The sequence below is a fragment of the Streptomyces sp. LZ34 genome, assembly GCF_053890475.1.
In genome coordinates, this window is record NZ_CM132680.1 from 4236508 (window position 1) to 4262994 (window position 26487).

Consider the following 26487-nt stretch of genomic DNA (forward strand, 5'->3'; position numbering starts at 1 on the left):
GGACGCACCCGCGCCGTAAAAATCTGGGTCAATCGGCCGGGCGCGGTTCGGTCGCCGGGCCGGGGCGCGGGCCGGCAAGGATGCGGCGCATCGCCTCGGTCAGGTCGCGGGCACTGGGCGCGAGAGCGGGGTCGATGGCCATCTGGACGGCCATACCACCCATCAGGGTCATATAGAACGAACCCATGATCCGCGAGGTCTCCTCATCGACCTCCTCCTCCGGGATCCCGTCAAAGAGGGCCACCAGCCCGCTCCGTCCCTCCGGCCGGGCCCGCCCGAAGGCCTCGCGCAGCTCCGGATCACCCTCGACCTGCATGATCGCCTCGAGCTGGGCCCGCCACATCGCCCCGTGCTTGCCGAACAGTTCGAGCACCCGGGTCCACCCCGCCTCGAACCCCGTTGCCCGGCCCTCGACACCCGCGGCCTCCTCCTTCAGGGACCGCTCGACGTCATCCGCCCAGTCGCCCATGGCCGCGAACAGGGCCTCTCGCATCAGGGCGTCCTTGGACCCGTAGTGGTAGCCGATGGACGCCAGGTTGGCGCCCGAGGCGGCCACGATGTCCCGCGCGGTGGTGCGCGACCAGCCCTTCTCCAGCAGGCAGCGCTTGGCTCCCGCCAACAGATCCTCTCGATGTCCCATGGCGTCAGCCTATCCCGATACCCATACAACCGTCCCAGACAACCGTCCAACACAATCGTCTTACACGGTCGTACTAGACAAGCGTTTAAGACGTTCGTATAGTCCTCGGCATGACCTCGACTCCCGCCAATTCCCGTGCCGGACGCAGGGAATGGACCGCCTTCGCCGTCCTGATGCTTCCGCTGCTCCTGGTCTCCATGGACGTCTCGGTGCTGTACTTCGCGCTCCCGGAGATCAGCGCGCGGCTGCATCCCAGCTCCACCCAGCAGCTGTGGATCTTCGACATCTACGGCTTCGCCCTCGCCGGGCTGCTCATCACGATGGGGTCGCTCGGGGACCGGATCGGGCGCCGGAAGCTGCTGATGCTGGGCGCCGCGGCCTTCGGCGCCGCCTCGGTCGCCGCCGCGTACGCGAACAGCGCCGAGATGCTGATCGCGGCCCGTGCGCTGCTCGGCATCGGCGGCGCGACCCTGATGCCCTCGACGATGGCGCTCAGCCGCAACCTGTTCCAGGATCCGGGGCAGCGCGCCACCGCGATCGGCATCTGGTCCGGCGCGATGGCCGGCGGGGTGGCACTCGGCTCGGTGCTGAGCGGCGTGATGCTGGCCCACTTCTGGTGGGGCTCGGTCTTCCTCATCAACCTCCCGGCGATGGTGCTGCTGCTGGTGCTCGCCCCGGTCCTGGTGCCCGAGTTCAAGGACCCGGCCCCGGGACGGTTCGACCTGCTGGGCGTTCCGCTGTCCATGGGTGCGGTGCTGCCGGTGATCTACGGCCTGAAGGAGACGGCGGCTCACGGGTTCAGCGGGCCGCGGGCGCTGTGGATCGCGGCCGGGCTGCTGATCGGCCTCGCCTTCGTCCACCGCCAGCGCACCCACGCGCACCCCATGATCAGCCCCGAACTCTTCCGCCACCGCGGCTTCGGGTCCTCGATCGGGCTCAACCTCATGGCCTCGTTCGCCATGATGGGCTCCTCCCTCTTCACCACCCAGTACCTGCAGTCGGTGCTTGGCAAGGGCCCGCTTGAGGCCGCGCTGTGGAGCCTGCTGCCCTCCGTCATGGTGGGCGCCGCCGGCCCCGCGTCGGCCGCGATCGCGCAGAAGGTGAACCGCGCGTACGTCATCGGCGGCGGATTCCTCGTCGCGGCCGCCGGCTTCGGACTGCTGGCCCTCGCCGGCACGGACTCGCTGTGGCTCGTGCTGATCGCGGCGGGTGTCCTCGCCTCCGGCATCGTCACCGTGATGTCGCTGGTCACCGACATGGCGATGGGCACGGCCCCGGCGGAGAAGGCCGGTTCCGCGTCGTCCCTGCTGGAGACCGGCCAGGAGTTCGGCGGGGCGCTCGGGATGGCGCTGCTCGGCGTCGTCGGCAACGCCGTCTACCGCCACGACATGGCGGACAAGCTGCCCGCCGACCTGCCGTCCGACCTGCCGGCCGACGCGCTGGACGCGGCGCGCGAGACCCTGGGCGGCGCGGCGGCGGTGGCGGGCCGGCTGAGCGGGCGGGCCGGGGACGACATGCTGGGCGCGGCGCGCGAGGCGTTCACCCACGGTATGCAGGTGGCCGCCGTCGCGGGGGCGCTGGTCCTGGTCGCGGCCGCGGCCCTGGCGGCCGTCGCCCTGCGCCACGTACGGGTCGCGGCGCCCGAGGCCGAAGGGGCCGGCGCGGACACCGAGCTGAACTCCGAGCCGTACGGCATCGGTGCCGCGCAGGGGACGGCACCGGTCGATCTCCGGTCGGAGACGGTGGCGAGCCGCTGACGGCCCCCCTCACCCAACGCGACCCCACCCGGGACACGGGCGGGGTCGCGTCATGTCCGGCGCCGCCAACGACACCGAGATCACTGGAACTTGACTCGAATTCTCATCGACTCCGGCGGCAACCTTCCCCGGTGCGGCGGCAACCAGAAGCACAGAGCGCCACTCGTTTCGCACTGCCACCTGACATCCCAGAAGTCACCAAAGTCCCCTAATCCCCCCGAGAGGACTGATGCACCGTGCGCCTCATCCGAGCGTTAGTGACTGCCGCGCTCGCCACCGCGTTCCTGGTGGGGGCGGGCCATGCGCCCCAAGCCGTCGCGGGTGAACTGCCCGGCGACACCAAGTTCTTCACCGACCCCGAATCCCAGGTCAACAAATGGGTCGCCGCCAACCCCAGCGACTCGCGCCAGCCGCGCATAGCCTCGCGCATAGCCAGTCAGCCGCAGGCCGTCTGGTTCGCCCGCTACTCCCCCTCCACCGTCACCGCGGACGTCCGCAAGGTGACCTCCGCGGCGGCCGCCAAGAGCCAGGTCCCCGTCCTCGTCGCGTACATGATCCCCAACCGCGACTGCGGCGGCGCCTCCGCGGGCGGCGCTCCCGACCTCGCCGCCTACGACGCCTGGGCGCGCAACTTCGCCGCCGGGCTGGGCAGCGGGTCCTCGATCGTCATCCTCGAACCGGACTCGATCGCGCTCATCAGCTGCCTGTCGTCCAGCGAGCTCAGCGCCCGCTACGCCTCACTCGCCCGGGCCGCGAGCGCCATCCACGCCGCGAACCCCAAGGCCCGGGTCTACTTCGACGCCGGGCACTCCGCGTGGAACAGCGCCTCCGTACAGGCCTCGCGACTGCGCTCGGCGGGCGTGCTGACCAGCGGCGACGGCATCTACAGCAACGTCTCCAACTACAACCGCACCGCCAACGAGGTCGCCTTCGCCAAGAGCGTGCTCAGCCAGCTCGGCGGCTCGGGCCTGACCGCGGTCATCGACACCAGCCGCAACGGCAACGGCCCCGCCCCCGACAACGCCTGGTGCGACCCGCACGGCCGCAAGGTGGGCGAGAACCCGACGGCGAACACCGGCGACCCGGCCATCGACGCCTATCTGTGGATCAAGCTGCCGGGCGAGCTGGACGGCTGCGCGGGCGCCGCGGGCAGCTTCTCGCCGGACTACGCGTACGAGCTGGCGGGCTGACCGTGCGCGGACGTACGTCGTACGCGGTGGCGGCCGCGCTGCTGTGCGGGCTTCTGGCCGCACCCAGCGGGGCCGCCGCCGCGCGGCAGGGCCTGCCCCAAGGGCGCCCCACCGGCTGGGCCACGGCGGGCCCCGGCACCACCGGGGGCGCGGGCGCCGCGCCCGACAGCAGACATCTAGTGCGGAACCGTGCCGAGTTGAAGGCCGCCCTGGCCAACCACGGCGACCCCACCGCACCCAAGGTCATCACCATTCGCGGGGCCATCCACGGCAACCAGACCGACGACGGCCGCCTCCTCGGCGCCCAGGACTACGCCCCCGGCTGGGACCTGGAGCACTACATGGACTGCTTCGGCCCCGACGGCACGGCCTGGAGCGACGACCGCTACGAGTGGTGCAAGCGCATGCGCACGCTCCGGGTCACCGGCTCGAACGCCCAGAAGCAGCAGATCCAGCTGACCGTCCCCGGCAACACCACCATCCTCGGCGCCGGCGACGACGCGGCGCTCCTCGGCGTCGACCTCACCGTCAACACGGGCCAGAACATCATCGTCCGCAACCTCCGCTTCGAGGCGCCCATCGACCACTTCCCCAGCTGGGACCCCGGCGACGGCGACCAAGGCGCCTGGAACGCGCGCTTCGACGCCATGTCGGTGGTCACCGGCCGCAACCTCTGGATCGACCACTGCGCCTTCGGCGACGGCCGCTACCCCAACAGCCAGGCCCCCACCGGCTTCCACGGCAAGCCCGTCGAGCGCCACGACGGACTGCTCGACATGGAGGACGCCACCGACTTCGTCACCGTCTCGTACAGCCGATTCACCGACCACGAGAAGACCGTCCTCATCGGCTCCGGCGACGGCAAGGGCGACCGCGACCGCGGCCATCTGCGGATCACCTTCCACCACAACCTCTTCGCCGACACCGCCCAGCGCTCCCCGCGCGTGCGCTTCGGCCAGGTCCACGCGTACAACAACTACTTCCGCGGCTCCACCGACGACCCCGACTACCCCATGCGCGGCCAGGCCCTGGGCGGCAGCGCGTACTTCCTCGGGGTGGGCCTCGAATCGAAGCTGGTCTCCGAGTACAACGCCTTCGACCACACCGGCCCCGGCGCCTCCCCGGACATCACGGTGGCCAACTTCCACGGCCACCAGTTCGCGGATACGGGCTCCTGGTACCGGGGTCGGCGGATCGACGTGAACGCCATCGCCCGGCGGAAGTTCGAGGCCGCGGCGGCCGAGGCGCGAGCAGACGCGGAGGCGTCGGGCACCGAACCGCCGGAGTGGGCGACCCGCACCTTCACCACGGACGTCGGCTGGTCCCCCGCCGACATCTACCGCTACCGCCCGCTGCGCTCGGCGGCGGCCGTCAAACACACGGTCCTCCGCGAGGCGGGCCCCACCATCTCGAACCAGATCAACTTCCCGCCGATGCCGAACAGTTCCTCCCCGATCGCATAGCCGTCCCACGCGTCGGCACACAGCTGGACGAGCGCCAGGCCCCGCCCGCGGTCATCGTCGTCCCCCGCGACCTGCGCGCCGTCCAGCACCGGCAGCTTGGGGTTGGTGTCGCACACGCTGACGCGCAGTCGCCCCCTGGACCAGAGGATCCGGACCGACGCCGGACCGTCGGAGTAGCGCACGGAATTGGTGACCAGCTCGGACGTCAGCAGTTCGGCGGTGTCGATGAGTTCGTCGAGCCCGTGTTCCGCGAGGATCATCCGCACGGTGCGGCGGGCGATGCGGGGGGCGTGGAGTTCGTGCGGCATGTCGAGGGTGTACTGCCAGGCGTCATCGCTCATGCGGATCTCCTGTGGGCATGTGCTTCCGGCGCGTCTGACGCCGTAGCGTGAGTGACACGCGACACACCGTAGCGCATTGGAGCGATAACTTTCTCCCCTTCGGAGAAATACATCACTCCATAGACTGACGACGGCGACCACGGCAGACTGATCGCGACCAAGAAGGGGAGTGCATGACGTCGAGAGCGACACCCACCGCCCGTCAGCAACGCCTGGGCGCCGAGCTGCGCAAGCTGCGAGAGAAGGCGGGGATGACCGCCCGCGAGGCGGGCGAGGTGCTGGGCGGCAACCAAGCACGGATCAGCAACATCGAAACAGGGCGGGCGCCGGTCAGCTCAACGATGGTGCGCACACTTGCCTGTAACTACGACTGCTCGGACGACGTGCTTGTAGAAGCACTCGCCGGGATGACCGGCGAGCGCAAGAAGGGCTGGTGGGAGGAGTACCGGGGCATCCTGCCGCCGGGTCTGCTCGACCTCGCCGAGTTGGAACACCACGCCCTGGAGCTGCGGACGGCACAGACGTCCAGCATCCCTGGACTGCTCCAGACCGTCGATCACGCGCGGGTCGTCTTCCAGCAGAGCGTCCCCACACTCCCGCCACCAGAGGTCGAGCACAGGCTGTCACACCGGATCAAACGGCAGGCCGTCCTATACCGCGAAAGACCGCTCCCCTACTCCGCCATCATTCACGAGGCGGCGCTGCGCATGCAGTTCGGCGGCCGGACGACAACACGCGCGCAGCTTCAGCACATCCTGGATATGAGCGAGCGCGACAACATCAACGTCACGGTGGTCCCCTTCACCGCAGGAGCGTTCCCCGGCTCCGGCCAGACGGTCGTCTACGCTCGTGGACCGGTGCCCCAGCTCGACACCGTCCACCTGGACCAGTCCCACGGCACCGCACTGCTCGACGCCGAGGCCCAGTTGGGCAAATACCGCACACTCTTGGACCGGATGGACGCCATCGCGCTCAAGCCCGACGAGTCACGCGACTTCATCCATGACATCGCACGCAGCCTCTGAAAGGCGGAACCTTGTCCACGCTGGACTGGCAGAAGTCCTCCTACTGCGCCGAGGGAAGCAACTGCCTCAACCTCGCCGTCACCCCCGACCGCACGATACGACTCCGCGAAAGCGAAGACCCCCACATCACCGTCACCACCACCCCCGCCCGCCTCGGCACCTTCATACGCGCCGCCAAAGCCGGAGCCTTCGACCACCTCACGCCCTGAGTCCCGCAGATGCTCGACTTCAGGCACTGCCGGCCCGGATCGAGGCGCACGAAGCGAGCACGCACACGGCGTAGCACCCCCAGGGGATCGCTATTCGGACAGGGGGCGGTCGTCGACGACGTGCTTCATGACGAGGGTGGAGGTCAGTCGCTGGACTCCCGGCAGCCTGGCCAGCTGCTGGTCGTAGAGCTGCTGGAAGGCGGCCAGGTCGTTGGTGGCGACGCGCAGAAGGTAGTCGGGTTCGCCGAACAGACGCTGGGCCTGGAGCACGTGCGGCAAGGCGGCCACTGCCTCTTCGAACGCAGTGACCGTGTCGCGGCCCTCCCAGCGCAGGGTGGCGAAGACGAGGGCTTCGATGAAGTCCGGACGCACTCTGACCGTGTGCCGGCTGGAGGTGTTCGGCGTCGGGGACGGCGGGCGGTCGCTCGTCGCGAACGGGCAGCAGACGCTGATCCGCGTGAACAGGCCCGCGCAGTGACCGGCAGTCCAACCCCCAGAAGGTCCCCTTCTGGATAATCCGCCACGGATCGAATTGTTACCCTGGCGAGCATGACCGCCATGGCGCCCACGCGCAACGAACCGGACCTGTCGTTTCTCCTGGACCACACCAGCCACGTCCTGCGCACCCAGATGGCCGCGGCGCTCGCCGAGATCGGGCTGACGGCGCGCATGCACTGCGTGCTGGTCCACGCCCTGGAGGAGGAGCGCACCCAGGCCCAGCTCGCCGAGCTCGGCGACATGGACAAGACCACGATGGTGGTGACCGTCGACGCCCTGGAGACGGCCGGCCTCGCCGAGCGCCGCCCCTCCAGCCAGGACCGGCGAGCCCGGATCATCGCGGTCACCGAGGAGGGCGCCCGGGTCGCCGAACAGAGCCAGGAGATCGTCGACCGGGTGCACCGGGAGGCACTGGCGTCACTTCCCAAGTCCGACCGGACCACCCTGCTGCGGGCCTTGAATCAGCTGGCCGAAGGGCATCTCGCCACACCGACGGAGAGTCCCCGGCCGGCCCGGCGGGCGCGCCAGTAGCCGAAGCAGATCCGAAAGAGATCGTCTATAACAGAACTATCTGCTACGGTCTCTCCTGTCGCCATCATCTGAGGCACCGACAGGAGAGCCCGTATGTCCGTCACAGCCAGTTCCAAACCCGCCCTTTCCCGCTCGCGTTGGCTGGCCCTGGGCGTCATCGCCACGGGGATGCTGATGGTCGTCCTGGACGGCTCCATCGTGACCGTGGCCATGCCGGCGATCCAGGACGACCTGGGCTTCTCCCCCGTCGGCCTGAGCTGGGTCGTCAACGCCTACCTCATCGCGTTCGGCAGCCTGCTGCTCCTCGCGGGACGGCTCGGCGACCTGATCGGCCGCAAGCGCATGTTCCTGGCCGGCATCGCGGTGTTCACCGCCGCCTCGCTGCTGGCGGCCGCCGCCACCTCCCCCGCGGTACTGATCGCCGCCCGGTTCCTGCAAGGGATCGGCAGCGCCATGGCCTCCGCGGTCAGCCTGGGCATTCTCGTGACGCTGTTCACCGAGCCCAGGGAACGCGCCAAGGCGATCGCCGTGTTCAGCTTCACCGGGGCGGCCGGCGCGTCGATCGGCCAAGTGCTCGGCGGCGTCCTCACCGACGCGCTCAACTGGCACTGGATCTTCTTCATCAACCTGCCGATCGGGATCGCGGCCCTCGCGGTCGCCGTACCCGTCCTGCCCGCCGACCGAGGGCTCGGCCTCGCTGCCGGAGCCGACGTCATCGGCGCCCTCCTTGTCACCGCGGGGCTGATGCTGGGGATCTACACCGTGGTCAAGGTCGAGGAGTACGGCTGGACCGGGGCGCCCACACTGGGCTTCGGCGCCCTCTCGCTCCTCCTGCTCGCCGCGTTCGTCGCCCGCCAGGCCACCGCCCGTACGCCGCTGATGCCGCTGCGGATCTTCCGGTCGCGCAGCGTCGCGGGGGCCAACGTCATCCAAGTACTCATGGTGGCCGCCTTGTTCTCCTTCCAGATCCTCGTCGCCCTCTACCTGCAGAAGGTGCTGGGGTACGGCGCCGCCAAGACCGGCCTGGCCATGCTCCCGGCCGCCGCCGTCATCGGCGCGGTTTCCCTCGGCGTCTCCGCCCGGCTCAACGCCCGCTTCGGCGAGCGCAAGGTGCTGCTGGCGGGAATCGCGCTCCTGATCGGGACCCTCGGGCTGCTCATCCGCGTGCCCGTGCACGCGAACTACCTCACCGACCTCCTTCCCGTGATGCTGCTCGCCGCCGGATTCGGCCTCGCGCTCCCCGCGCTGACCACCCTCGGCATGTCCGGCGCGAAGGACGACGACGCCGGCCTCGCCTCCGGACTGTTCAACACCACCCAGCAGATCGGCATGAGCCTGGGCGTCGCGGTGCTGTCCACCCTGGCGGCTTCCCGCAGCGACAGCCTGCTCGCGCGGGGCGAGAGCCAGGCCGAGGCGCTGACCGGCGGCTACCACCTGGCCTTCACCGTCGGCACAGGGCTCCTCGTCGCCGCCTTCGTGGTCGCGTTCACCGTCCTCGCCCAGCCCGCGCCGATCCCCACAGCCGTGCGGAAGAACGCCGACCCGGCCGCCGAGCCCGCCACCGCCGCCTGACGTCCTCCCCCACCAGTGAAAGGCCTGACCCCATGAACGCGAACGTGGCGAACGAAGAAGAGCAGAAGCCGGGCGCCGGACCCGCGCCCCGGGCGCTCACGGACGAGGAGCTGTCCCGGCTCTTGCGAGAGCAGCAGTTCGGGGTGCTCGCGACGGTCAAGCGCAGCGGCCACCCCCACCTGTCGACCGTGCTCCACAACTGGAGCCCCGAGGAGCGCGTGGTCCGTATCTCCACCACGGCCGACCGCCTCAAGGTGCGCCAACTGCGCCGCGATCCGCATGCCGCCCTGCACGTCAACGGCCCGAATGTCTGGTCGTTCGCCGTCGCCGAGGGCGAAGCGGAGATATCCGAGGTGACGACCGAGCCCGGTGACGCGGTCGGGCGGGAACTGCTCTCCCTGACGCCCGGCTTCGACGATCCGAAGGACGAAGCGGCCTTCCTGGAGCAGATGGTGGCGGACCGGCGCGTGGTGATCAGGATCGGGGTGTCCCGCCTGTACGGAACGGCCCTCGACATCCCCGCCTCCGACTGATCAGACGGCCTGATCAAACAACCGACAGCTGCCGCAGCGCCGGACCGATGTCCGGCGCTGCGATCGCGCCGTAGCCGAAGACGAGGCCCGGGCGTACGGACCGGCTCATGGCGACCTCGGGCAGGGTGTAGAGCGCCACGCCTGAGGCACGGGCCCGGGCCGCCAGCCCGTCGAGACGCCCGGGACCGGCGAGGTCGCCGAGGGCGTAGGCGGTCACATGCAGACCCGCCGAGGACGGGACGACGTCGAGCCGGTCCGCGAAGCGCTCCGCGAGCGCGGTCGTGATCAGCTCGTGCCGGGCCGCGTACTCCTGTCGCATCCGGCGGATGTGGCGGGCGAGCAGACCGTCGTCGATGAACCTGGCCAGCGCCGCCTGGGTGGGGAGGGAGGTGCTCCAGTCGGTGACGTACTTGGCCGCGCGCAGCGCGTCCCGCAGCGGGGCGGGCGCGACGAGGAAGCCGATCCTCAGCGAGGGCAGCATGACCTTGGAGAAGGAGCCCACGTAGATCACGTGTCCGGCCCGGTCGACGCTCTGCAGGGGGTCGATCGGCCGCCCGCCGAAGCGGAACTCGCTGTCGTAGTCGTCCTCGATCACGGCGGCACCGTGACGTTCGGCCCACTCGACGAGGGCCATCCGGCGCCGCAGCGACATCGGCATGCCCAGCGGGAACTGATGGGAGGGCGTCACATAGACGACGCGGACATGGTCCGGGAGAGCGTCCACACACAGGCCCTCGTCGTCCACCGGCACCTCCACGACCGTGGCGCCCAGTGAGCGGAAGAGCATCCGGGCCGGCGGATAGCCGGGCTCCTCGACCGCGACGCCATCGCCCGGCTCGATCACCACCCGGCAGATCAGGTCGAGGGCCTGCTGAATGCCGTTGGTCACGACCACGTCGTCGGCACAGGCCCGCACCGCCCGGGAGAGGCCGATGTGGCGCGCGATCGCCGCGCGCAGTCCGCCGTGGCCGGCCGGATGACCGGGCCCCCGCGCGATCGCGGCCGACGGGCGCAGCTCGCGGGCGACCAGCCGCCGCCACGTCTGGTACGGAAAGAGCCGGGCGTCCGGCAGGCCCACGCGCAGGTCGTACGCGACGGAGGTCAGCCCGGCGTCGATCGAGCCGAGCCATGGGGAGACCACCCCGTCCCAGACAGGGCGCGGCCTGAGGGCGGAACCGGTGGTGGCGGCGCCCGGCGTCCGGCCGACGGCGCGCACGAATGTGCCCGCGCCGACCCGGCTGTCCAGATAGCCCTCGCTCGCCAGGCGGTCGTAAGCGACGCCGACCGTGTTGCGGGCCACCTCGAGCCGCCGGGCCATCTCCCGGGTCGGCGGCAGCGGATCGTCTGGGCGCAGCCGCCCGTCGAGGATGGCGGCACGGATCTGCCGGTAGATCTGGCCGGACAGGTCGCGATGCCCGTCCAGGCTGACATGCACCTCCATATTGGCTCAATCATATGCGGGGTTATTGGCCCTGGTGTTGGGCCATTGCCCGTTTCTAGGCTGCGGGTCATGGATATTCGAGAGCTGGACGTCCAAGAGCTCGACCGTCGGGCCCTGGCGCTCACCGGCGGGATCGTCGCCCAGTTGAAGGACGATCAGCTGACCCTGCCGACGCCGTGCCCCGACTGGACACTGCACGGCCTGACCCGCCATCTCGTCAGCCAGAACGAGGGTTTCGCCGCCACGGCGCGCGGCGCGGGCGGAACGCTTTCCGCCTGGCGCGGCGGCGACCTCGGCGGCGATGCACGCGCCGCGTTCGAGGCGTCGGCGACGCTGGTCAACGAGGCGTTCGCGGAAGACGGTGTGCTCAAGCGGCCGTTCGTCCTGCCGGAGGTACGGGACGGCGGCGCCTTTCCCGGGCACGTCGCCATCAGCTTCCACTTCCTCGACTACGTCGTCCACGCCTGGGACGTCGCGGTGACGATCGGCGTCCCGTGGGAACCCGACGAAGAGCTGACCGCCGCCGCGCTGCGGATCGCCGACCGGGTCCCGGACGACGGCCGCGGCCCCGGCGCCGCCTTCGACCGGCGCGTCCCACCCCCGGACGAAGCGCCACCGCACCACCGGCTGCTCAGCCTGCTCGGCCGCGTCCCGTCCTGGGCGGGCGGACCATGCTGAGATCGGGCTGGCACCCGGGGCCGGAGGCGGACACGGAGGGCCCGGTGCTCGTCAGCGTCACCGACTTCACCTTCGCCAGGCGGATGGACCTGCCCGGCATCGCTCGCGCGGCCGTTGGACTACGGCGCACCTGGCCGACGCTCGACGGGGCGGTCGGCCTGTGGCTGTGGACGGCGCCGCGGGCCCGGCGCTGCGGCGCGGTGTCTGTGTGGACCGGCGAGGAGGCCCTGCACGGATTCGTGGGCCGGCCGGACCACGTGGCGATCATGCGCAAGTACCGTGCGCGCGGCGAGGCCAAGGCGACGACCTGGATTGCTCCCCAGTTCGACGAGAGCGGTATCTGGCGGGAGGCCTACCGCGTGCTCACCGGATTCGGATCTACAGCCGGTCGATCTCGGTGAGGTCGATGTCGATGGTGAACGGCACCGGGAGCTTGAGCCGGTCGTGGTGGATGCCGGTCGGCACGTACGTGCGCGTCACCGGGTCAAGCTCGAAGACGTGGACGACCGGGCGGCGGCCTTCACCCTTCTCGATCAGCCAGAAGTGCGGGATTCCCGCCTCGGCGTAGAGCTGCGGCTTGCGCTTGCGGTCGCGTGCCTGCGAGTCCGCCGAGACCGCCTCCACCACGAGCACGACATCGGCCGCCTCGTAGCCCGTCTCATTCCCGTCGGCGGTCACCGCCTCGGCACGCAGCACGGAAAGGTCCGGCTCAGGACGGTTACACCGGTCCAGGGTCACGGTCATATCCCGGACCACCCGCAACGACTTCGGCGCCCATTGGCGCAGAGCGGTATTCAGCAGGCAGAGCACCAACGCCCAGTCCGGAAGCGGTTCTTCTGCAGTGAGAGATCCATCCATGGGCGGGATTCTGGTCGCGGATTCAAGCCCGGCGGGCCCGAACGCGGGGGCCGCCCCTCACACGAGTGAGGGGCGGCTCCTGCATTGACCGCCGCGAGTGGGCCTACCCCAGGTGCACCGGAAGCGGCGCCGTCTGCTCCGCGCCGGGCTGGCGGCTCGGCCGGGGGGTGTTCATCAGCAGACCCACCAGGACCGCCGCCACCGCGAGGATCACCGAGGACCACACGAACGCCTCCGAGAAGCCCTCGACCAGCCCCTCCTTGGCCAGCTGCGGGGTCACCTCACGGGCGCGGATCGCCGGGGCCAGGTAGTCGTTGGTGGTGCTGGTGGCGATCGTGTTGAGCATCGCCGTGCCGATCGAGCCGCCGATCTGCTGGGTGGTGTTGACCGTGGCGGAGGCGATGCCCGCGTCCTGGGGCTGGACGCCGTGGGTGGCGTAGTTCATCGCCGGGGCCATCACCAGGCCCATGCCGAAGCCGACGAGGAGTTCGGAGGGCAGGATGCCTGCCGCGTACGAGCTGCCGGGCTCCAGGGGGATCAGCAGCGCGACACCGGCGGCCGCGAGGAGCATGCCCGGGGTCACGAGGACGCGGGGCGGCAGCTTGGGGAGCAGGCGGGCGCCGATGCCGGCGGCCGCGGCCAGCACGGCCGCGGTCATCGGCAGGAAGGCCACGCCGCTGACCAGCGCCGAGTAGCCCTTGACGCGCTGCATGTAGTACGTGAGGAAGAGGAACATCGCGAACATGCCGACCACCGAGAGGCCGACCGCGAGGTAGGCGCCGCCGCGCGTGCGGTCCGCGATCACCCGCAGGGGCAGCAGCGGGCGTGCGACGCTGCGCTCGGTCAGGATGAACGCCGTCAGCAGGACCACGCCCAGGGTCAGCAGGCCGGTCACGGTCAGCGAGTCCCAGCCCTTGGACTCCGCCTCGCTGCACCCGTACACCACCGCGACAAGACCGGACACGGCCAGCAGCACGCCGGGCAGGTCGAAGCGGGCGCGGCCGCCCTCGGCGCGCTCGTCGGCGGGCAGGACGTACCAGCTGAAGACGGCGACGACGGCGATGGGGACGTTCACATACAGGCACCAGCGCCAGTTCAGGTACTCGGTCAGCAGCCCGCCGAGGACCAGCCCGATCGCGCCGCCGCCCGCCGCGATGGCGCCGAAGACGCCGAAGGCCTTGGCGCGCTCGCGCGGCTCGGTGAAGCTCACCGCGAGCAGGGACAGCGCCGCGGGGGCGAGCAGCGCGGCGAACACGCCCTGGAGCGCGCGGGCCGCGAGGAGCATGCCGAATCCGGAGGCCGCGCCGCCGAGGGCGGAGGCCGCGGCGAAGCCGATCAGACCGATGAGGAAGGCGCGCCGGCGGCCGGTGTAGTCGGCGATCCGGCCGCCGAGGAGCAGCAGGCTGCCGAACGCCAGCGTGTAGGCGGTGATGACCCACTGCCGGTCGCCGTCGGAGATCCCGAGGTCCTGCTGGGCCGAGGGCAGGGCGATGTTCACGACGGTGATATCGAGGACGATCATCAGCTGGGCCAGGCCGATGAAGAGCAGTGCCAACCAGCGCCGGGGGTTGTCCGCGGGCTGCTTGTCGAGGGGCTGGGCCATGACGGTGCCTTTCTGAGGCTTATCTGGAGATTCCATGCTTTGAGAGGCTTTCCCCGCCCGGGTTTGCCGGGCGAGGGGATTCCTCCGGAAGCGGCCGGACGGGTCAGCCGTCAGCCGGACCCGGCGTCCATCGCCCGCCCCCTGAGGCGCTTGACCGCGGCGGCGTCCAGGGCCGGGCCGGGCAGCCGGGCGTTGGGCCGGGCGCTGCCGGTGGGGCGCAGGCCGTCGATGTATACGTCCAGGTGGCGGTGTGCGAGCGCCTCGTCGTCCGGGATGACACCGCCGGGCAGCGGGCGGGACAGCCGGATGATCATCAGGGCGATGTCACCGAAGACGACGTCGGGGCGGATCAGCCCGGCCTCGCCGGCCCGCCGGAGCAGCTCGTCCACGGGGTCGGCGACGTCCTGGCGGACGGCCTCCAGGATCTCGTCGACGGTGACCCGGCCGACGAGGGCGGGCATGACCGAGCCGATCTTGAGGTCGAGGGCCGCGTGCATAAAGCGGCGCAGCGCGTCCAGCTCGTCGTACCCCGTCTCGGTCGCCTCGCGCGCGGCCTCGACCAGGGCGGTGAAGACGTCGATCGCCACCTCGCGGATCAGGTCGGCGCGCTCGGGAAACCGCCGGTAGAGGGTCGCGATGCCGACCCCCGCCCGGCGGGCGATCTCGTCGAGGGGGGCGTCGGGGCCCTGGTCGACGAAGACCGCGCGGGCGGCACGCAGGATCTGCTCGCGGTTGCGCCGGGCGTCGGCCCGCATCCGGGGCATCCGGGGCGACCCGGGCCCGTCGGCAGCGCCGGGGGCGTCGGCCGGGTCGGCGTCGGGGGTGGTGGTGGACACGGCGAACCTCCCGTGAGCAGGGGGCGCCTCCCAGCGGTCGCTGGGGGAACGGCACAGCACAGCTAGGTGGAGAGTTTTTCTCCACTTAGCTGTTTCAGCGTAGCCACCACGGCCAGGATATTCAACACGTGATGAAAAAGCGTCGTCGGGTCGCGAACGCGTACGCGGGCACGCACGCGGACGCGCCCACAACGAAGCCCGGCCCCCGCCGAAGCGGGGGCCGGGCCCTGTGCTGCTCTGTGTTGCTCTTGCTGCTCTGCCGTAAGAACGTTCCTCGCGCTCAGTCCACCAGGTTGACCGAGCGGGCCGACGAGGCCCCGATCTCCTCGGCGATCTCGGTGAGGACCGACTGCGGGATCGTGTCGTCCACGGTCAGCGCCACCAGCGCCGCCCCGCCCGCCACCGAACGCGAGACCTGCATGCCGGCGATGTTGATCCCCGCCTCGCCGAGGATGCGGCCGAGCGTGCCGACCACACCCGGGCGGTCGGTGTAGCGCAGGAAGGCCATGTGGTCGGCGAGCGTCAGGTCGACGTCGTACTCGCCGACCGCGACGATCTTCTGCTGGTGCTTGGGGCCGGCCAGCGTGCCGGAGATCGAGACCTCGTCGCCGCCGGAGAGTGTGCCGCGCACGGTCACCACATTGCGGTGCTCCGAGGACTCCGAGCTGGTGGTCAGGCGCACCTCGACACCGCGCTCCTGCGCGAACAGCGGGGCGTTCACATACGACACGGTCTCGTCGACGACGTCCTCGAACACGCCCTTGAGCGCGGAGAGTTCGAGCACCTTGACGTCGTGCTGGGTGATCTCGCCGTACACCTCGACGTCCAGCCGGACCGCGACCTCGCCCGCGAGCGCGGTGAAGATCCGCCCGAGCTTCTCGGCCAGCGGCAGCCCCGGCCGCACCTCCTCGGCGATGACGCCGCCCTGGACGTTCACCGCGTCCGGGACCAGCTCGCCCGCCAGGGCGAGGCGCACCGAGCGGGCGACCGCGATGCCCGCCTTCTCCTGGGCCTCGCCGGTGGAGGCGCCCAGGTGCGGGGTGACGACCACGTTGTCGAACTCGAAGAGCGGGGAGTCCGTGCACGGCTCCTTGGAGAACACGTCCAGGCCGGCCGCCGCGATCCGGCCCTCCTTGAGGGCCGCCGCCAGCGCCGCCTCGTCGACGATCCCGCCACGCGCGGCGTTGACGATGCGGACCTCGGGCTTGACCTTGCGCAGCGCCTCGTCGCCGATCAGGCCGACGGTCTCGGGGGTCTTGGGGAGGTGGACCGTGATGAAGTCGGAGACCTCGAGCAGTTCGTCGAGCGACAGCAGCTTGACGCCCATCTGGGCGGCGCGCGCGGGCTGGACGTAGGGGTCGTACGCGACGATCTTCATGCCGAAGGCGGACATCCGCTGGGCGACCAGCACGCCGATGCGGCCGAGGCCGACGACGCCGAGGGTCTTCTCGCTCAGCTCCACGCCCGTGTACTTGCTGCGCTTCCACTCGCCGTTCTTCAGCGCCGCGTTCGCCTGCGGGATATTACGCGCCGTGGCCACCAGCAGACCGCAGGCCAGCTCGGCCGCGGTGACGATGTTGGACGTCGGGGCGTTGACGACCATGACGCCGGCCTTGGTGGCCGCGGAGACGTCCACGTTGTCGAGGCCTACACCCGCGCGGGCGACCACCTTGAGGTGCTTCGCCGCGGCGATGGCCTCGGCGTCGACCTTGGTGGCGCTGCGCACAAGGATCGCGTCCACGTCGGCGATGGCGGGCAGCAGCTCGGCTCGGTCCGCGCCGTTGCAGCTGCGGACCTCGAAGTCCGGACCCAGGGCGTCCACCGTGGCGGGCGAGAGCTCTTCGGCGATGAGTACGACGGGTTTACCCGTGGAAGCAGTGCTCACGTGGTCTTCAGTCCTCACTAGTCCTATGCGGACGGCCGTCCCGACGGCCGCAGGCGTGAAGGGGGCAGCCGCGTGAAAGACGCACGACGCTGTGAGCCCTGACGCGTTTGGTCCCTGCAGTGTAGTAGCGTCCGGGAGGCGTTTTGCGCCATAGCGGCGGGATCACCCGCACGTGGTCTTGCATGATGGACAAGTCCGGGACCGGGCCCCCCGAGGTGCGGGCTCGGGGGGCCGGCCCCTGAGGCTCAGGCCTCGTCGTCGACCCAGCTCATCAGCTTGCGCAGCTCCTTGCCGGTGGTCTCCAGCAGGTGGTCGGCGTCGGCCTTCTTGTACTCGTTGTACTTCGGCAGGCCCGCGTGGTACTCGTCCATCCAGTTCTTGGCGAAGCTGCCGTCCTGGATCTCGGCGAGGACCTTCTTCATCTCGGCCTTGGTCTGGTCGGTGATGATCCGCGGGCCGGTGACGTAGTCGCCCCACTCGGCGGTCTCGGAGATCGACCAGCGCATCTTCTCCAGGCCGCCCTCGTACATGAGGTCCACGATCAGCTTCAGCTCGTGGAGGCACTCGAAGTACGCGATCTCCGGCTGGTAGCCGGCCTCGACCAGGGTCTCGAACGCGGCCTTGACCAGCGCGGAGGTGCCACCGCACAGCACCGCCTGCTCGCCGAAGAGGTCGGTCTCGGTCTCCTCGGTGAAGGTGGTCTTGATGACGCCGGCGCGGGTGCCGCCGATGCCCTTGGCGTACGACAGGGCGAGCGCGAAGGCGTTGCCGCTGGCGTCCTGCTCGACGGCCGCGATACACGGCACGCCGCGGCCCTCTTCGTACTGGCGACGGACCAGGTGGCCCGGGCCCTTGGGGGCGACCATGCAGACGTCCACGCCGGCCGGGGGCTCGATGAAGCCGAACCGGATGTTGAAGCCGTGGCCGAAGAACAGCGCGTCGCCGTCCTTCAGGTTGGCCTTCACCGACTCCTCGTAGACCTTGGCCTGGATCGGGTCCGGGACCAGGATCATGATCACGTCGGCCTCGGCGGCCGCCTCGGCCGGGGTGACCACGCGCAGCCCCTGCTCTTCGGCCTTGGCCTTGGACTTCGAGCCCTCGTGCAGACCGACCCGGACGTCGACGCCCGAGTCGCGCAGCGACAGCGCGTGGGCGTGGCCCTGGCTGCCGTAACCGAGGACCGCGACCTTGCGGCCCTGGATGATGGACAGGTCGGCGTCGTCGTCGTAGAACAGCTCGGCCACTTCGGGATTCTCCTAGCGTTTTCGGGTTGTGCGTCCCACCGTATGACGGGCGGGCGGGTGAAGGTTTCGGGGTCTCGCCATACGGGCCCCATACGGGCCCCGTACGGGCCACTCATGGGCCCGGATCGGCCATGATCGACCGCCCGGTGCCCGCTGACCGCTGCCCGGTGCCGCTGGTCAGGCGGTCCGGTCGAGCGCGCGCAGGCTCCGGTCGGTGATGGAGCGCGCGCCGCGCCCTATGGCGATGGTGCCGGACTGGACCAGCTCCTTGATGCCGTACGGTTCCAGCATCTTGAGCATGGCCTCGAGCTTGTCGCTGCTGCCGGTGGCCTCGATGGTCACGGCCTCCGGGGAGACATCCACGGTCTTGGCGCGGAACAGCTGGACGATCTCGACGATCTGGGAGCGGGTCTCGTTGTCGGCGCGGACCTTCACCAGGACGAGTTCCCGCTGGATCGCCTGGCTGCCCTCCAGCTCGACGATCTTGAGCACGTTGACGAGCTTGTTGAGCTGCTTGGTGACCTGCTCCAGCGGGAGCTCCTCGACGCCGACCACGATGGTGATCCGGGAGATGTCGGGGTGCTCGGTGACGCCGACCGCGAGCGAGTCGATGTTGAAGCCTCGGCGGGAGAACAGCGCGGCGATCCGGGCGAGGATGCCTGGGGTGTTCTCCACCAGGACGGAGAGCGTGTGCTTGGACATGGGCTCGGTCTCTCTTTCCTTAAGTCCCTTACGTCCCTGAGTCCTCGGCCTCAGTCGTCTTCGTTGTCGCCGAAGTCCGGGCGGACGCCGCGCGCCGCCTGGATCTCGTCGTTGGAGGTGCCGGCCGCGACCATCGGCCAGACCATGGCGTCCTCGTGGACGATGAAGTCCACGACCACCGGCCTGTCGTTGATCGAGTTGGCCTTCTCGATGACGGCGTCGAGGTCGGACGGGTCCTCGCAGCGGATCCCGATGCAGCCCATGGCCTCGGCGAGCTTGACGAAGTCGGGGACGCGGGTGCCGGCGCCGGTCTGGGCGGGGGTGTCCGGGCCGGAGTGCAGCACGGTGTTGGAGTAGCGCTGGTTGTAGAACAGCGTCTGCCACTGGCGGACCATGCCCAGCGCGCCGTTGTTGATGATCGCGACCTTGACCGGGATGTTGTTCAGCGCGCAGGTGACCAGCTCCTGGTTGGTCATCTGGAAGCAGCCGTCGCCGTCGATCGCCCAGACCGTGTGGCCCGGGGCGCCGGCCTTGGCGCCCATCGCGGCCGGGACGGCGTAGCCCATCGTCCCCGCGCCGCCGGAGTTCAGCCAGGTCGCCGGCTTCTCGTAGTCGATGAAGTGGGCGGCCCACATCTGGTGCTGGCCGACGCCCGCGGCGAAGATCGTGCCTTCCGGTGCCAGCTGTCCGATCCGCTGGATGACCTGCTGCGGGGACAGGCTGCCGTCCGCGGGCTGCTCGTAGCCCAGCGGGTAGGTCTCCCGCCAGCGGTTCAGGTCCGCCCACCAGCCGGAGTAGTCGCCGGCGTGGCCCGCGTCGTGCTCGGCCTGGACCGCGACGACCAGGTCCGCGATGACCTCGCGGGCGTCACCGACGATCGGCACGTCGGCGGCGCGGTTCTTGCCGATCTCGGCCGGGTCGATGTCGGCGTGGACCACCTTGGCGTGCGGGGCGAAGGAGTCGAGCTTGCCGGTGACCCGGTCGTCGAAGCGCGCGCCGAGGGCGACGATCAGGTCGGCCTTCTGCAGGGCGGTGACGGCGGCGACGGTGCCGTGCATCCCCGGCATGCCCAAGTGCTGCCGGTGGGTGTCGGGGAAGGCACCCAGCGCCATGAGGGTGGTGGTGACGGGCGCGCCGGTCAGCTCGGCCAGCACCTTGAGCTCGGCGGTGGCGTGGGCCTTGATGACGCCGCCGCCCACGTACAGCACCGGGCGCTCGGCCTGGGTGATCAGGCGGGCGGCCTCGCGGATCTGCTTGGCGTGCGGCTTGGTGACCGGGCGGTAGCCGGGCAGGTCGGTCTGCGGCGGCCAGGAGAAGGTGGTCCGCGCCTGAAGGGCGTCCTTGGCGATGTCGACCAGGACCGGGCCGGGGCGGCCGGTGGAGGCGATGTGGAACGCCTCGGCGATCGTCCGCGGGATGTCCTCGGCCTTGGTGACCAGGAAGTTGTGCTTGGTGATCGGCATGGTGATGCCGCAGATGTCCGCCTCCTGGAAGGCGTCCGTACCGATGGCCTTGGAGGCGACCTGCCCGGTGATCGCGACGATGGGGACCGAGTCCATGTGCGCGTCGGCGATCGGGGTGACCAGGTTGGTGGCGCCGGGGCCCGAGGTGGCCATGCAGACGCCGACCTTGCCGGTGGCCTGGGCGTAGCCGGTGGCGGCGTGGCCCGCGCCCTGCTCGTGGCGGACGAGCACGTGCCGGACCTTGGTGGAGTCCATCATCGGGTCGTACGCGGGGAGGATCGCGCCGCCGGGGATACCGAAGACGGTGTCGGCACCGACCTCTTCGAGCGAGCGGATGAGGGACTGCGCGCCCGTGACGTGCTCGACTGGGGCGGGCTGGGAACCGCCGTTACGGGGCCGCGGCTGGGGATGGTGGGCCCCGGTGGCCTGCTCGGTCATCGGCATTCTCTTCTCGGATGAGGATCTGTGCGGGGAGTAGGAGAGCGGTACGACATGTGTCAGTGCAACAAAAAACCCCTCGTGCCGTGAGGCAAGCGAGGGGAGCGCGCCGGTGGGGTCCGCAGGGCTTCTGAGATGGCCCTGCTCAGCCGACGCGCTTTCCAAGTACGAGAATTCGGGTGCGCATGGCTCCGACCCTCCCCCCGGCGCGTATCGGGTGTCAAGTGGGTGGGACGGGCGTCTCAGTATTTGAGCGGGATGGCGGATGTGTGTGAGACTCCGCCCGCCGCGGCCCATGCCCCGCGCCATGGGCGGCGCCATGCCCCGCTGGGTGGCCCGCACTATATGCGGCGATGTGGCCGAGGTGCCGGGTCGGCAGCGCGCCGCCGACCAGTACGGGGCTGTCCGAGCGCGGTACGGGGTACGAGCCGCGGTTCAGCGCGCGGCGCAGCCGGTGCTCGTCGAGCGGCCCGGAGAAGGCCGGCCCCTGGGCATGGGTGCACCCCATGGCCCGCAGGGCGACGATCTGCTCGGGCAGGTCGACCCCCTCCGCGAGGGACTGCATGCCCAGGTCGCCCGCGATCCGCAGCATCCCCGAGGTGATCTTGTGCAGCCGGGAGGACTCGACGACGCCCTCGACCAGCCCCCGGTCCAGCTTGAGCATGTCGATGGGGAGCCTGCGCAGCGCCCGGATCGCGGCATAGCCGCTGCCGAAGCCGTCGAGGGCGATGCGTACGCCCAGGCGCCGCAGCGCGCTCAGCCGGTGCTCCAGCTCGTCGAGCGGCACCCGCGGGTCGCTGTCCGTCAGCTCCAGGGTCAGCGCGCCGGAAGGCAGGCTGTGCCGGGCCAGCAGGGTCTCGACGCTCTTCGGCGGCATGGACTTGTCCACCAGGCGGCTCGCGGGGAGCCGTACGCACACCGGGACCGGGAATCCGTCGCGGCGGCGCTCCGCGGCCTGCTCGACGGCCTCCTCCAGCGTCCAGCGGGCCAGCTCGGCGGTGCGGGCCGCGTCCTCGCCGCCGCCGCGGCCCCCGTCGCGCCCGCTGTCGCGTCCGCTGTCGGCGACCCGCAGGAACTCGGCCGGGGTGAACAGGATGCCCTGGGCCGAGCGCCAGCGGGGCTGGGCGCCGACGGCGGTGATCCGGCCGCCGGCGAGCTCGACGACGGGCTGGTGCAGCAGGACGAACTCGCCGTCGTGCAGGGCGGTGCGCAGCCGGGTGGCGAACTCGGCGCGGCGCGTCACATCGGCCTGCATCTGCGGCGCGTACAGCTCGACCCGGTTCTTGCCCGCGGACTTGGCGCGGTACATCGCCAGGTCGGCGTTGCGCATCAGCTCTCCGGGGCCGATGCCGGGCTCGGCGAAGGCGACGCCGATGCTGGCCGCCACCCGGACCTCGGTGCCGCCCACGACCTGATAGGGCTGGGAGAGCCGGGCGCGCAGCCGGTCGGCGATCTCCAGGATGCGGCACTCGCGGGCGGCGGGGTCCCGGTCGCCGTCCCCGAGGATCAGCGCGGCGAACTCGTCGCCCCCGAGCCGGGCCGCGCAGTCGCCGGACCCGGAGCGCACGGACTCCTGGAGCCGGCGGGCCGCCTGGACCAGCAGCTCGTCGCCCGCCTGGTGGCCGACGGTGTCGTTGACGGCCTTGAAGCCGTCGAGGTCGATGAAGAGCACGGCGGTGCCCGCGTCGGTCCGGCGCCGCCCGGCCAGCGCGTGGCGGACCTGCTTGGTGAACAGGGAGCGGTTGGGCAGGTCGGTGAGCGGGTCGTGCTCGGCGCTGTGCTGGAGCTGGGCCTGGAGGCGCACCCGCTCGGTGACGTCCCGGCTGTTGAAGATGAGGCCGCCGTGGTGGCGGTTGATCGTCGACTCCACGTTGAGCCAGTCGCCGGAGCCGGAGCGGAAGCGGCACTCGATGCGGGTGGTGGGCTCCTCCCCCGGCGAGGCGGCCAGGAAGCGGCGGACCTCGTGGACGACCGAGCCCAGGTCCTCGGGGTGGATGAGGGAGGCCAGCTCGGAGCCGACCAGCTCGTCCGCGTCGCGGCCGTAGACCCCGGAGGCGGCCGGGCTGACGTAGCGCAGGATGCCGGTGGGCGCGGCGATCATGATGACGTCGCTCGAGCTCTGCACCAGGGAGCGGAAGTGGTTCTCCTTCTCCGCGAGCTCCTGGGTGAGCGTGATGTTGTCGAGCAGCATGATGGCCTGGCGCACGACGAGGGCGAGCACGACCGCGCAGGCGGTGAAGAGCATCACCCCGTCGATCGGTCGGCCGTCCATCACGTTGTAGAGGATCCCCAGGGTGCAGACAGCGGCGGCGAGGTACGGCGCGAGGGCGGCGAGCGAGCCCGCGCTGGCACGGCTGGGCTGCGCGGGGCGGCGGAGCGCGGCGGCGGGCGGGGCCTGCGCGGCCTCGCGCCGGGCCACCCAGGGGGCGTACGCGAGCAGTATGGAGCCCGCGAACCACCCGGCGTCAAGGATCTGTCCGGAGCGGTAGTGCTCGCGCAGCAGCGGCGAGGTGAACAGCGCGTCGCACAGCACCGTCAGCGCGAAGGCGGCGATCGCGGTGTTGATCGCGGAGCGGTTGGCCGAGGAGCGCCGGAAGTGCACCGCGACGACCATGCTGATCAGCACGATGTCCAGCAGCGGATAGGCCAGCGAGAAGGCCCTGCGCGCCACGGGCTCGCCGCCCCCGCCGAACTGGGCGGCGTGCGCGAGCGCCAGGCTCCAGGACAGGGTCAGCAGCGACCCGGCGATCAGCCACGCGTCCAGGGCCAGACAGATCCATCCGGCGCGGGTCACCGGGCGCTTGGCGAGCACCAGCATGCCGACGATGGCGGGTGGGGCGAAGAGCAGGAAGCAGAAGTCGGCGGGCGAGGGGCTGGGCACGGGGCGGCCGAGCACCACCTCGTACCAGCCCCATACGCCGTTGCCCAGCGCGGCCATGAAGGAGGACGCCGCGAACAGCAGCCAGGCGGGGCGCAGCCGCCCGGAGCGTGTACGCCCGTACCACAGGCAGGACACGGCGGCGGCCAGGGCGGCGGCGCTCAGGCCGAAGTCACCCATGAACAAGGCCAGTTCGGGAGAGCCCCAGCCGAGCGCCGCGCCCGCCGCATACCCGCCGCACATAAGGGCGAGCAGGGCCTGAGGCAGCAGCCCCACCCCGCCGCCGGACACCGACGGCCGGGCGAGCACCGCTCCGGTGGCGCTCACCGGACGGCCTTCGAGTGCCGCGCGAGGGCGCGGGAAGCTAGCAGTCGACGCCTGAGTCGCGTCGGGTCGTCGGTCCATTGGCCATACATCGCCCGTCGCCCCCCTTGAGTTCCGGTCCATCGCTGACGCCGTTAGGTCAGTGGCGCAGCCCCCGCTCGGGACGATACACCAGACTGGTCACTCAGGGACATAGGCCATCTACACACCGTAACCGACAACGGCGTTGTATATACGGAGTGCAGTCAAACCGTGTCTGTATGTGGTGCCACGGGCAATTCATCCAGTCGTTGTGACGATATGACTGAGCGGTTCACCGGCCGCGAAACGGTGCAGCTGGTCGCGCAGCAGCCGCTTCGCTCGGGGCAGGAAGGCCGACGACGGACCGCCCACGTGCGGGGTGATGAGCACTCCTGGAGCGTGCCACAGCGGATGCCCGGCGGGCAGCGGTTCGGGGTCGGTCACATCCAGCGCGGCCCGCAGCCGGCCCGTCTCCAACTCCGCGAGCAGCGCCTTGGTGTCCACCACCGGACCGCGCGCGACGTTCACCAGCAGCGCGCCGTCCTTCATCCGGGCCAGGAAGTCTGCCCCGGCCAGGCCGCGAGTGGCAGGCGTGAGCGGCGTGACGAGCACCACCACATCAGCTTCCGGAAGCAGTCGGGGCAAGTCGTCGATCGGGTGCACCGGACCGCGCTCGGTCGTGCGCGGGGAGCGCGCGACGCGTAGCACCCGCTCGCACTCAAACGGCACAAGCCGGTCCTCGATCGCACTGCCGATGGACCCGTAGCCGACGATCAGCACGGACTTGTCCGCGAGCGCGGGACGGAAGCCCTGATTCCACCGCCCGGCGTCCTGGGCGCGCACAAAGCCGGGGATGCCACGCAGCGAGGCGAGGATCAGGGTCAGGGTCAGCTCGGCGGTGCTCGCGTCGTGCACCCCGCGCGCGTTGCACAGCCGTACGCCGACGGGCAGCTCCGCGAGCACGGGCAACACATGGTCTATGCCCGCGGTAAGGGTCTGGACGACGCGCAGGTTCTTCATGGCGGGCAGCGGCCGCACGCCCTCCTTGTTCTTCATGTACGGCAGGCAGTAGAACGCGCAGCGGGCGGGGTCGGTGGGGTAGTCGGACTCGCCGTCCCAGTGGGCGTATTCCAGGCCGTCGGGGAGCCCGTCGATCTCGTCCGCGGGGAAGGGCAGCCACGCGAGGGGGCGCGGGGTGCCGGGGTGCGGGTTGTCGGAGTTGTCGCTGTGATCTGCGCTCATGCCTGGAGGCTATGCGATCACGGCGCGCACTCAGACGTTAGTTTGGTGCGGGAAACGGGAGGGGTCAGGCCAGGTGGAGCGCAGGAGAATCGGAGCGGGGGCGCTCGAGGTGGGCGCGATAGGCCTCGGGTGCATGCCCATGAGCTGGGCGTACACCGCTTCGCAGCGCAGCGGCGAGGACTCGGTGCGCGCCGTGCACGCCGCGCTCGATGCGGGCGCGAGCCTGCTGGACACCGCCGACATGTACGGGCCGTTCACCAACGAGCGGCTGGTGGGGCGGGTGCTCAAGGAGCGGCGCCGGGACACTTTTGTGTCCACCAAGTGCGGGCTGCTGGTGGGTGACGCGCACATCGTGGCCAACGGCCGCCCCGGGTATGTGAAGCGGGCCTGCGACGCCTCGCTACGGCGGCTGCAGACCGATGTCATCGACCTCTACCAGCTGCACCGGGCGGACCCGGAGGTGCCGATAGAGGAGACCTGGGGCGCGATGGCGGAGCTGGTCGCGGCGGGGAAGGTGCGGGCGCTGGGGCTGTGCGCGCTGGGGGCGCGGGCGCAGCGGCGGGCCGGGGCCGGGATGCACGACGCCACGGTGCGCCAGCTGGAGCGGGTGCAGCAGGTGTTTCCGGTCAGCTGTGTGCAGGCGGAGCTGTCGGTGTGGTCGCCGGAGGCGATGGAGGCGCTGGTGCCGTGGTGCGCCTCGCACGGGGTGGGGTTCCTGGCCGCGATGCCGCTGGGAAACGGCTTTCTGAGCGGGACCCTGACACCGGGGCAGGGCTTCGAGCCGGACGATGTACGGGCCAGACATCCGCGCTTCACCGCGGAGATGATGGCGGCGAACCAGCCGATCGTGGCCGGGCTGCGCCGGGTGGCGCAGCGACACGGGGACGCGGTCACGGCGGCACAGGTCGCGCTGGCCTGGCTGCTGGGGCAGGGGCGGCATGTGGTGCCGGTGCCGGGGACCAAGCGGGAGCGGTGGGCGGCGGAGAACTGCGCGGCCGCCGAACTGCGGCTGACGGACGGGGACTTCGCGGAGATAGCGGCGCTGCCGCCGGCCCAGGGGTCATGGGACTAGGGGGCCCAGGAGGCCTAGGGGGACCAGGGGGTGTTCCCGGTGG

22 protein-coding genes and 3 pseudogenes are annotated in these 26487 nt (G+C 70.8%); 12 read left to right on the forward strand and 13 right to left on the reverse strand.

Annotated features, from left to right (window positions below; translation table 11 throughout):
- Window positions 1-28 precede the first annotated feature (28 nt).
- A complete protein-coding gene (locus ACWY4P_RS16500) occupies window positions 29-640 on the reverse strand; it encodes a TetR/AcrR family transcriptional regulator (protein ID WP_456211303.1) in 612 nt (203 codons plus the stop codon).
- 110 nt (window positions 641-750) lie between these two features.
- Between ACWY4P_RS16500 and ACWY4P_RS16505 the strand changes: the two genes are divergently transcribed.
- The 3 genes and pseudogenes from ACWY4P_RS16505 to ACWY4P_RS16515 form a co-directional block, all read left to right on the forward strand.
- Window positions 751-2397, forward strand: a complete 1647-nt coding sequence (locus tag ACWY4P_RS16505; RefSeq protein WP_456211304.1) for an MFS transporter — start codon at window positions 751-753, stop codon at window positions 2395-2397.
- Window positions 2398-2633: 236 nt separating this feature from the next.
- Window positions 2634-3587: a glycoside hydrolase family 6 protein gene (locus tag ACWY4P_RS16510; protein WP_456211305.1), complete on the forward strand. Its 954-nt coding sequence runs from the start codon at window positions 2634-2636 to the stop codon at window positions 3585-3587.
- A gap of 404 nt (window positions 3588-3991) precedes the next feature.
- Window positions 3992-4624 (forward strand): annotated as a pseudogene (locus ACWY4P_RS16515) (pectate lyase family protein); the annotation flags it as partial.
- A 305-nt stretch (window positions 4625-4929) separates the two neighbouring features.
- Here ACWY4P_RS16515 and ACWY4P_RS16520 read toward each other — a convergent pair.
- A complete protein-coding gene (locus ACWY4P_RS16520; protein WP_456211306.1) occupies window positions 4930-5391 on the reverse strand; it encodes an ATP-binding protein in 462 nt (153 codons plus the stop codon).
- A 173-nt stretch (window positions 5392-5564) separates the two neighbouring features.
- Here ACWY4P_RS16520 and ACWY4P_RS16525 point away from each other — a divergent pair, with 173 nt between their 5' ends.
- Window positions 5565-6416 (forward strand): helix-turn-helix domain-containing protein, encoded by an 852-nt coding sequence (locus ACWY4P_RS16525; RefSeq protein WP_456211307.1) that lies wholly within the window; start codon window positions 5565-5567, stop codon window positions 6414-6416.
- Between the two features lie 11 nt (window positions 6417-6427).
- Window positions 6428-6625 (forward strand): DUF397 domain-containing protein, encoded by a 198-nt coding sequence (locus ACWY4P_RS16530; RefSeq protein ID WP_456211308.1) that lies wholly within the window; start codon window positions 6428-6430, stop codon window positions 6623-6625.
- 90 nt (window positions 6626-6715) lie between these two features.
- Here ACWY4P_RS16530 and ACWY4P_RS16535 read toward each other — a convergent pair.
- Window positions 6716-6979 (reverse strand): annotated as a pseudogene (locus ACWY4P_RS16535) (Lrp/AsnC ligand binding domain-containing protein); the annotation flags it as partial.
- Window position 6980: 1 nt separating this feature from the next.
- Between ACWY4P_RS16535 and ACWY4P_RS16540 the strand changes: the two are divergent.
- The 4 genes and pseudogenes from ACWY4P_RS16540 to ACWY4P_RS16555 form a co-directional block, all read left to right on the forward strand.
- Window positions 6981-7103, forward strand: a pseudogene (locus ACWY4P_RS16540) (DUF4442 domain-containing protein); the annotation flags it as partial.
- A 71-nt stretch (window positions 7104-7174) separates the two neighbouring features.
- Window positions 7175-7654: a MarR family winged helix-turn-helix transcriptional regulator gene (locus tag ACWY4P_RS16545; RefSeq protein WP_456211309.1), complete on the forward strand. Its 480-nt coding sequence runs from the start codon at window positions 7175-7177 to the stop codon at window positions 7652-7654.
- A 93-nt stretch (window positions 7655-7747) separates the two neighbouring features.
- Window positions 7748-9226, forward strand: a complete 1479-nt coding sequence (locus ACWY4P_RS16550) for an MFS transporter (RefSeq protein ID WP_456211310.1) — start codon at window positions 7748-7750, stop codon at window positions 9224-9226.
- Between the two features lie 32 nt (window positions 9227-9258).
- Window positions 9259-9759, forward strand: coding sequence for a PPOX class F420-dependent oxidoreductase (locus ACWY4P_RS16555; RefSeq protein WP_456211311.1), 501 nt, complete (start codon window positions 9259-9261; stop codon window positions 9757-9759).
- Between the two features lie 13 nt (window positions 9760-9772).
- Here ACWY4P_RS16555 and pdxR read toward each other — a convergent pair whose 3' ends face one another.
- The gene (pdxR, locus tag ACWY4P_RS16560; protein ID WP_456211312.1) at window positions 9773-11200 is read right to left on the reverse strand and encodes a MocR-like pyridoxine biosynthesis transcription factor PdxR; all 1428 of its coding nucleotides are present in this window, start codon (window positions 11198-11200) and stop codon (window positions 9773-9775) included.
- Window positions 11201-11269: 69 nt separating this feature from the next.
- On the opposite strand from pdxR, the gene ACWY4P_RS16565 reads away from it, so the two are divergent.
- Window positions 11270-11878: a TIGR03086 family metal-binding protein gene (locus ACWY4P_RS16565; RefSeq protein WP_456211313.1), complete on the forward strand. Its 609-nt coding sequence runs from the start codon at window positions 11270-11272 to the stop codon at window positions 11876-11878.
- Window positions 11872-12279, forward strand: coding sequence for a hypothetical protein (locus ACWY4P_RS16570; RefSeq protein WP_456211314.1), 408 nt, complete (start codon window positions 11872-11874; stop codon window positions 12277-12279). The genes ACWY4P_RS16565 and ACWY4P_RS16570 overlap by 7 nt, the downstream gene beginning before the upstream one ends.
- Here the strand turns inward: ACWY4P_RS16570 and ACWY4P_RS16575 are convergent.
- The 9 genes from ACWY4P_RS16575 to ACWY4P_RS16615 all read right to left on the reverse strand — a co-directional run bounded on the left by ACWY4P_RS16575 (window position 12257) and on the right by ACWY4P_RS16615 (window position 25372).
- Window positions 12257-12736, reverse strand: a complete 480-nt coding sequence (locus tag ACWY4P_RS16575; protein WP_456211315.1) for a Uma2 family endonuclease — start codon at window positions 12734-12736, stop codon at window positions 12257-12259. The genes ACWY4P_RS16570 and ACWY4P_RS16575 overlap by 23 nt on opposite strands.
- A 103-nt stretch (window positions 12737-12839) precedes the next feature.
- Window positions 12840-14339 carry an MFS transporter gene (locus tag ACWY4P_RS16580; protein WP_456211316.1) on the reverse strand — a complete coding sequence of 500 codons (1500 nt, stop codon included), beginning with the start codon at window positions 14337-14339 and terminating at the stop codon, window positions 12840-12842.
- Between the two features lie 110 nt (window positions 14340-14449).
- Window positions 14450-15175, reverse strand: coding sequence for a TetR/AcrR family transcriptional regulator (locus ACWY4P_RS16585; protein WP_456211317.1), 726 nt, complete (start codon window positions 15173-15175; stop codon window positions 14450-14452).
- Window positions 15176-15455: 280 nt separating this feature from the next.
- The gene (gene serA / locus ACWY4P_RS16590) at window positions 15456-17060 is read right to left on the reverse strand and encodes a phosphoglycerate dehydrogenase (RefSeq protein ID WP_456211318.1); all 1605 of its coding nucleotides are present in this window, start codon (window positions 17058-17060) and stop codon (window positions 15456-15458) included.
- Between the two features lie 245 nt (window positions 17061-17305).
- A complete protein-coding gene (ilvC, locus tag ACWY4P_RS16595; protein WP_456211319.1) occupies window positions 17306-18304 on the reverse strand; it encodes a ketol-acid reductoisomerase in 999 nt (332 codons plus the stop codon).
- Window positions 18305-18481: 177 nt separating this feature from the next.
- Window positions 18482-19006 carry an acetolactate synthase small subunit gene (ilvN, locus tag ACWY4P_RS16600; RefSeq protein WP_456211320.1) on the reverse strand — a complete coding sequence of 175 codons (525 nt, stop codon included), beginning with the start codon at window positions 19004-19006 and terminating at the stop codon, window positions 18482-18484.
- 50 nt (window positions 19007-19056) lie between these two features.
- On the reverse strand, window positions 19057-20913 hold the full coding sequence (locus tag ACWY4P_RS16605) for an acetolactate synthase large subunit (RefSeq protein WP_456211321.1): 1857 nt from the start codon (window positions 20911-20913) through the stop codon (window positions 19057-19059).
- A gap of 214 nt (window positions 20914-21127) precedes the next feature.
- Window positions 21128-24112, reverse strand: a complete 2985-nt coding sequence (locus tag ACWY4P_RS16610; protein ID WP_456211322.1) for a putative bifunctional diguanylate cyclase/phosphodiesterase — start codon at window positions 24110-24112, stop codon at window positions 21128-21130.
- A 276-nt stretch (window positions 24113-24388) separates the two neighbouring features.
- The gene (locus tag ACWY4P_RS16615) at window positions 24389-25372 is read right to left on the reverse strand and encodes a 2-hydroxyacid dehydrogenase (RefSeq protein WP_456211323.1); all 984 of its coding nucleotides are present in this window, start codon (window positions 25370-25372) and stop codon (window positions 24389-24391) included.
- Window positions 25373-25445: 73 nt separating this feature from the next.
- Here ACWY4P_RS16615 and ACWY4P_RS16620 point away from each other — a divergent pair, with 73 nt between their 5' ends.
- The gene (locus tag ACWY4P_RS16620) at window positions 25446-26444 is read left to right on the forward strand and encodes an aldo/keto reductase (RefSeq protein ID WP_456211324.1); all 999 of its coding nucleotides are present in this window, start codon (window positions 25446-25448) and stop codon (window positions 26442-26444) included.
- The last annotated feature ends 43 nt before the right edge of the window (window positions 26445-26487 follow it).

What these genes read in the sequence shown, in the direction of transcription:
- ACWY4P_RS16605 (WP_456211321.1), bottom strand. Translation starts at nt 20,913, where the DNA reads ATGCCGATGACCGAGCAGGCCACCGGGGCCCACCATCCCCAGCCGCGG.
- ACWY4P_RS16615 (WP_456211323.1), bottom strand. Translation starts at nt 25,372, where the DNA reads ATGAGCGCAGATCACAGCGACAACTCCGACAACCCGCACCCCGGCACC.
- ACWY4P_RS16565 (WP_456211313.1), top strand. Translation starts at nt 11,270, where the DNA reads ATGGATATTCGAGAGCTGGACGTCCAAGAGCTCGACCGTCGGGCCCTG.
- ilvN (WP_456211320.1), bottom strand. Translation starts at nt 19,006, where the DNA reads ATGTCCAAGCACACGCTCTCCGTCCTGGTGGAGAACACCCCAGGCATC.
- ACWY4P_RS16575 (WP_456211315.1), bottom strand. Translation starts at nt 12,736, where the DNA reads ATGGATGGATCTCTCACTGCAGAAGAACCGCTTCCGGACTGGGCGTTG.
- ACWY4P_RS16550 (WP_456211310.1), top strand. Translation starts at nt 7,748, where the DNA reads ATGTCCGTCACAGCCAGTTCCAAACCCGCCCTTTCCCGCTCGCGTTGG.
- pdxR (WP_456211312.1), bottom strand. Translation starts at nt 11,200, where the DNA reads ATGGAGGTGCATGTCAGCCTGGACGGGCATCGCGACCTGTCCGGCCAG.
- ACWY4P_RS16545 (WP_456211309.1), top strand. Translation starts at nt 7,175, where the DNA reads ATGACCGCCATGGCGCCCACGCGCAACGAACCGGACCTGTCGTTTCTC.
- ACWY4P_RS16525 (WP_456211307.1), top strand. Translation starts at nt 5,565, where the DNA reads ATGACGTCGAGAGCGACACCCACCGCCCGTCAGCAACGCCTGGGCGCC.
- ACWY4P_RS16505 (WP_456211304.1), top strand. Translation starts at nt 751, where the DNA reads ATGACCTCGACTCCCGCCAATTCCCGTGCCGGACGCAGGGAATGGACC.
- ACWY4P_RS16520 (WP_456211306.1), bottom strand. Translation starts at nt 5,391, where the DNA reads ATGAGCGATGACGCCTGGCAGTACACCCTCGACATGCCGCACGAACTC.
- ACWY4P_RS16500 (WP_456211303.1), bottom strand. Translation starts at nt 640, where the DNA reads ATGGGACATCGAGAGGATCTGTTGGCGGGAGCCAAGCGCTGCCTGCTG.
- ACWY4P_RS16570 (WP_456211314.1), top strand. Translation starts at nt 11,872, where the DNA reads ATGCTGAGATCGGGCTGGCACCCGGGGCCGGAGGCGGACACGGAGGGC.
- ACWY4P_RS16555 (WP_456211311.1), top strand. Translation starts at nt 9,259, where the DNA reads ATGAACGCGAACGTGGCGAACGAAGAAGAGCAGAAGCCGGGCGCCGGA.
- ACWY4P_RS16580 (WP_456211316.1), bottom strand. Translation starts at nt 14,339, where the DNA reads ATGGCCCAGCCCCTCGACAAGCAGCCCGCGGACAACCCCCGGCGCTGG.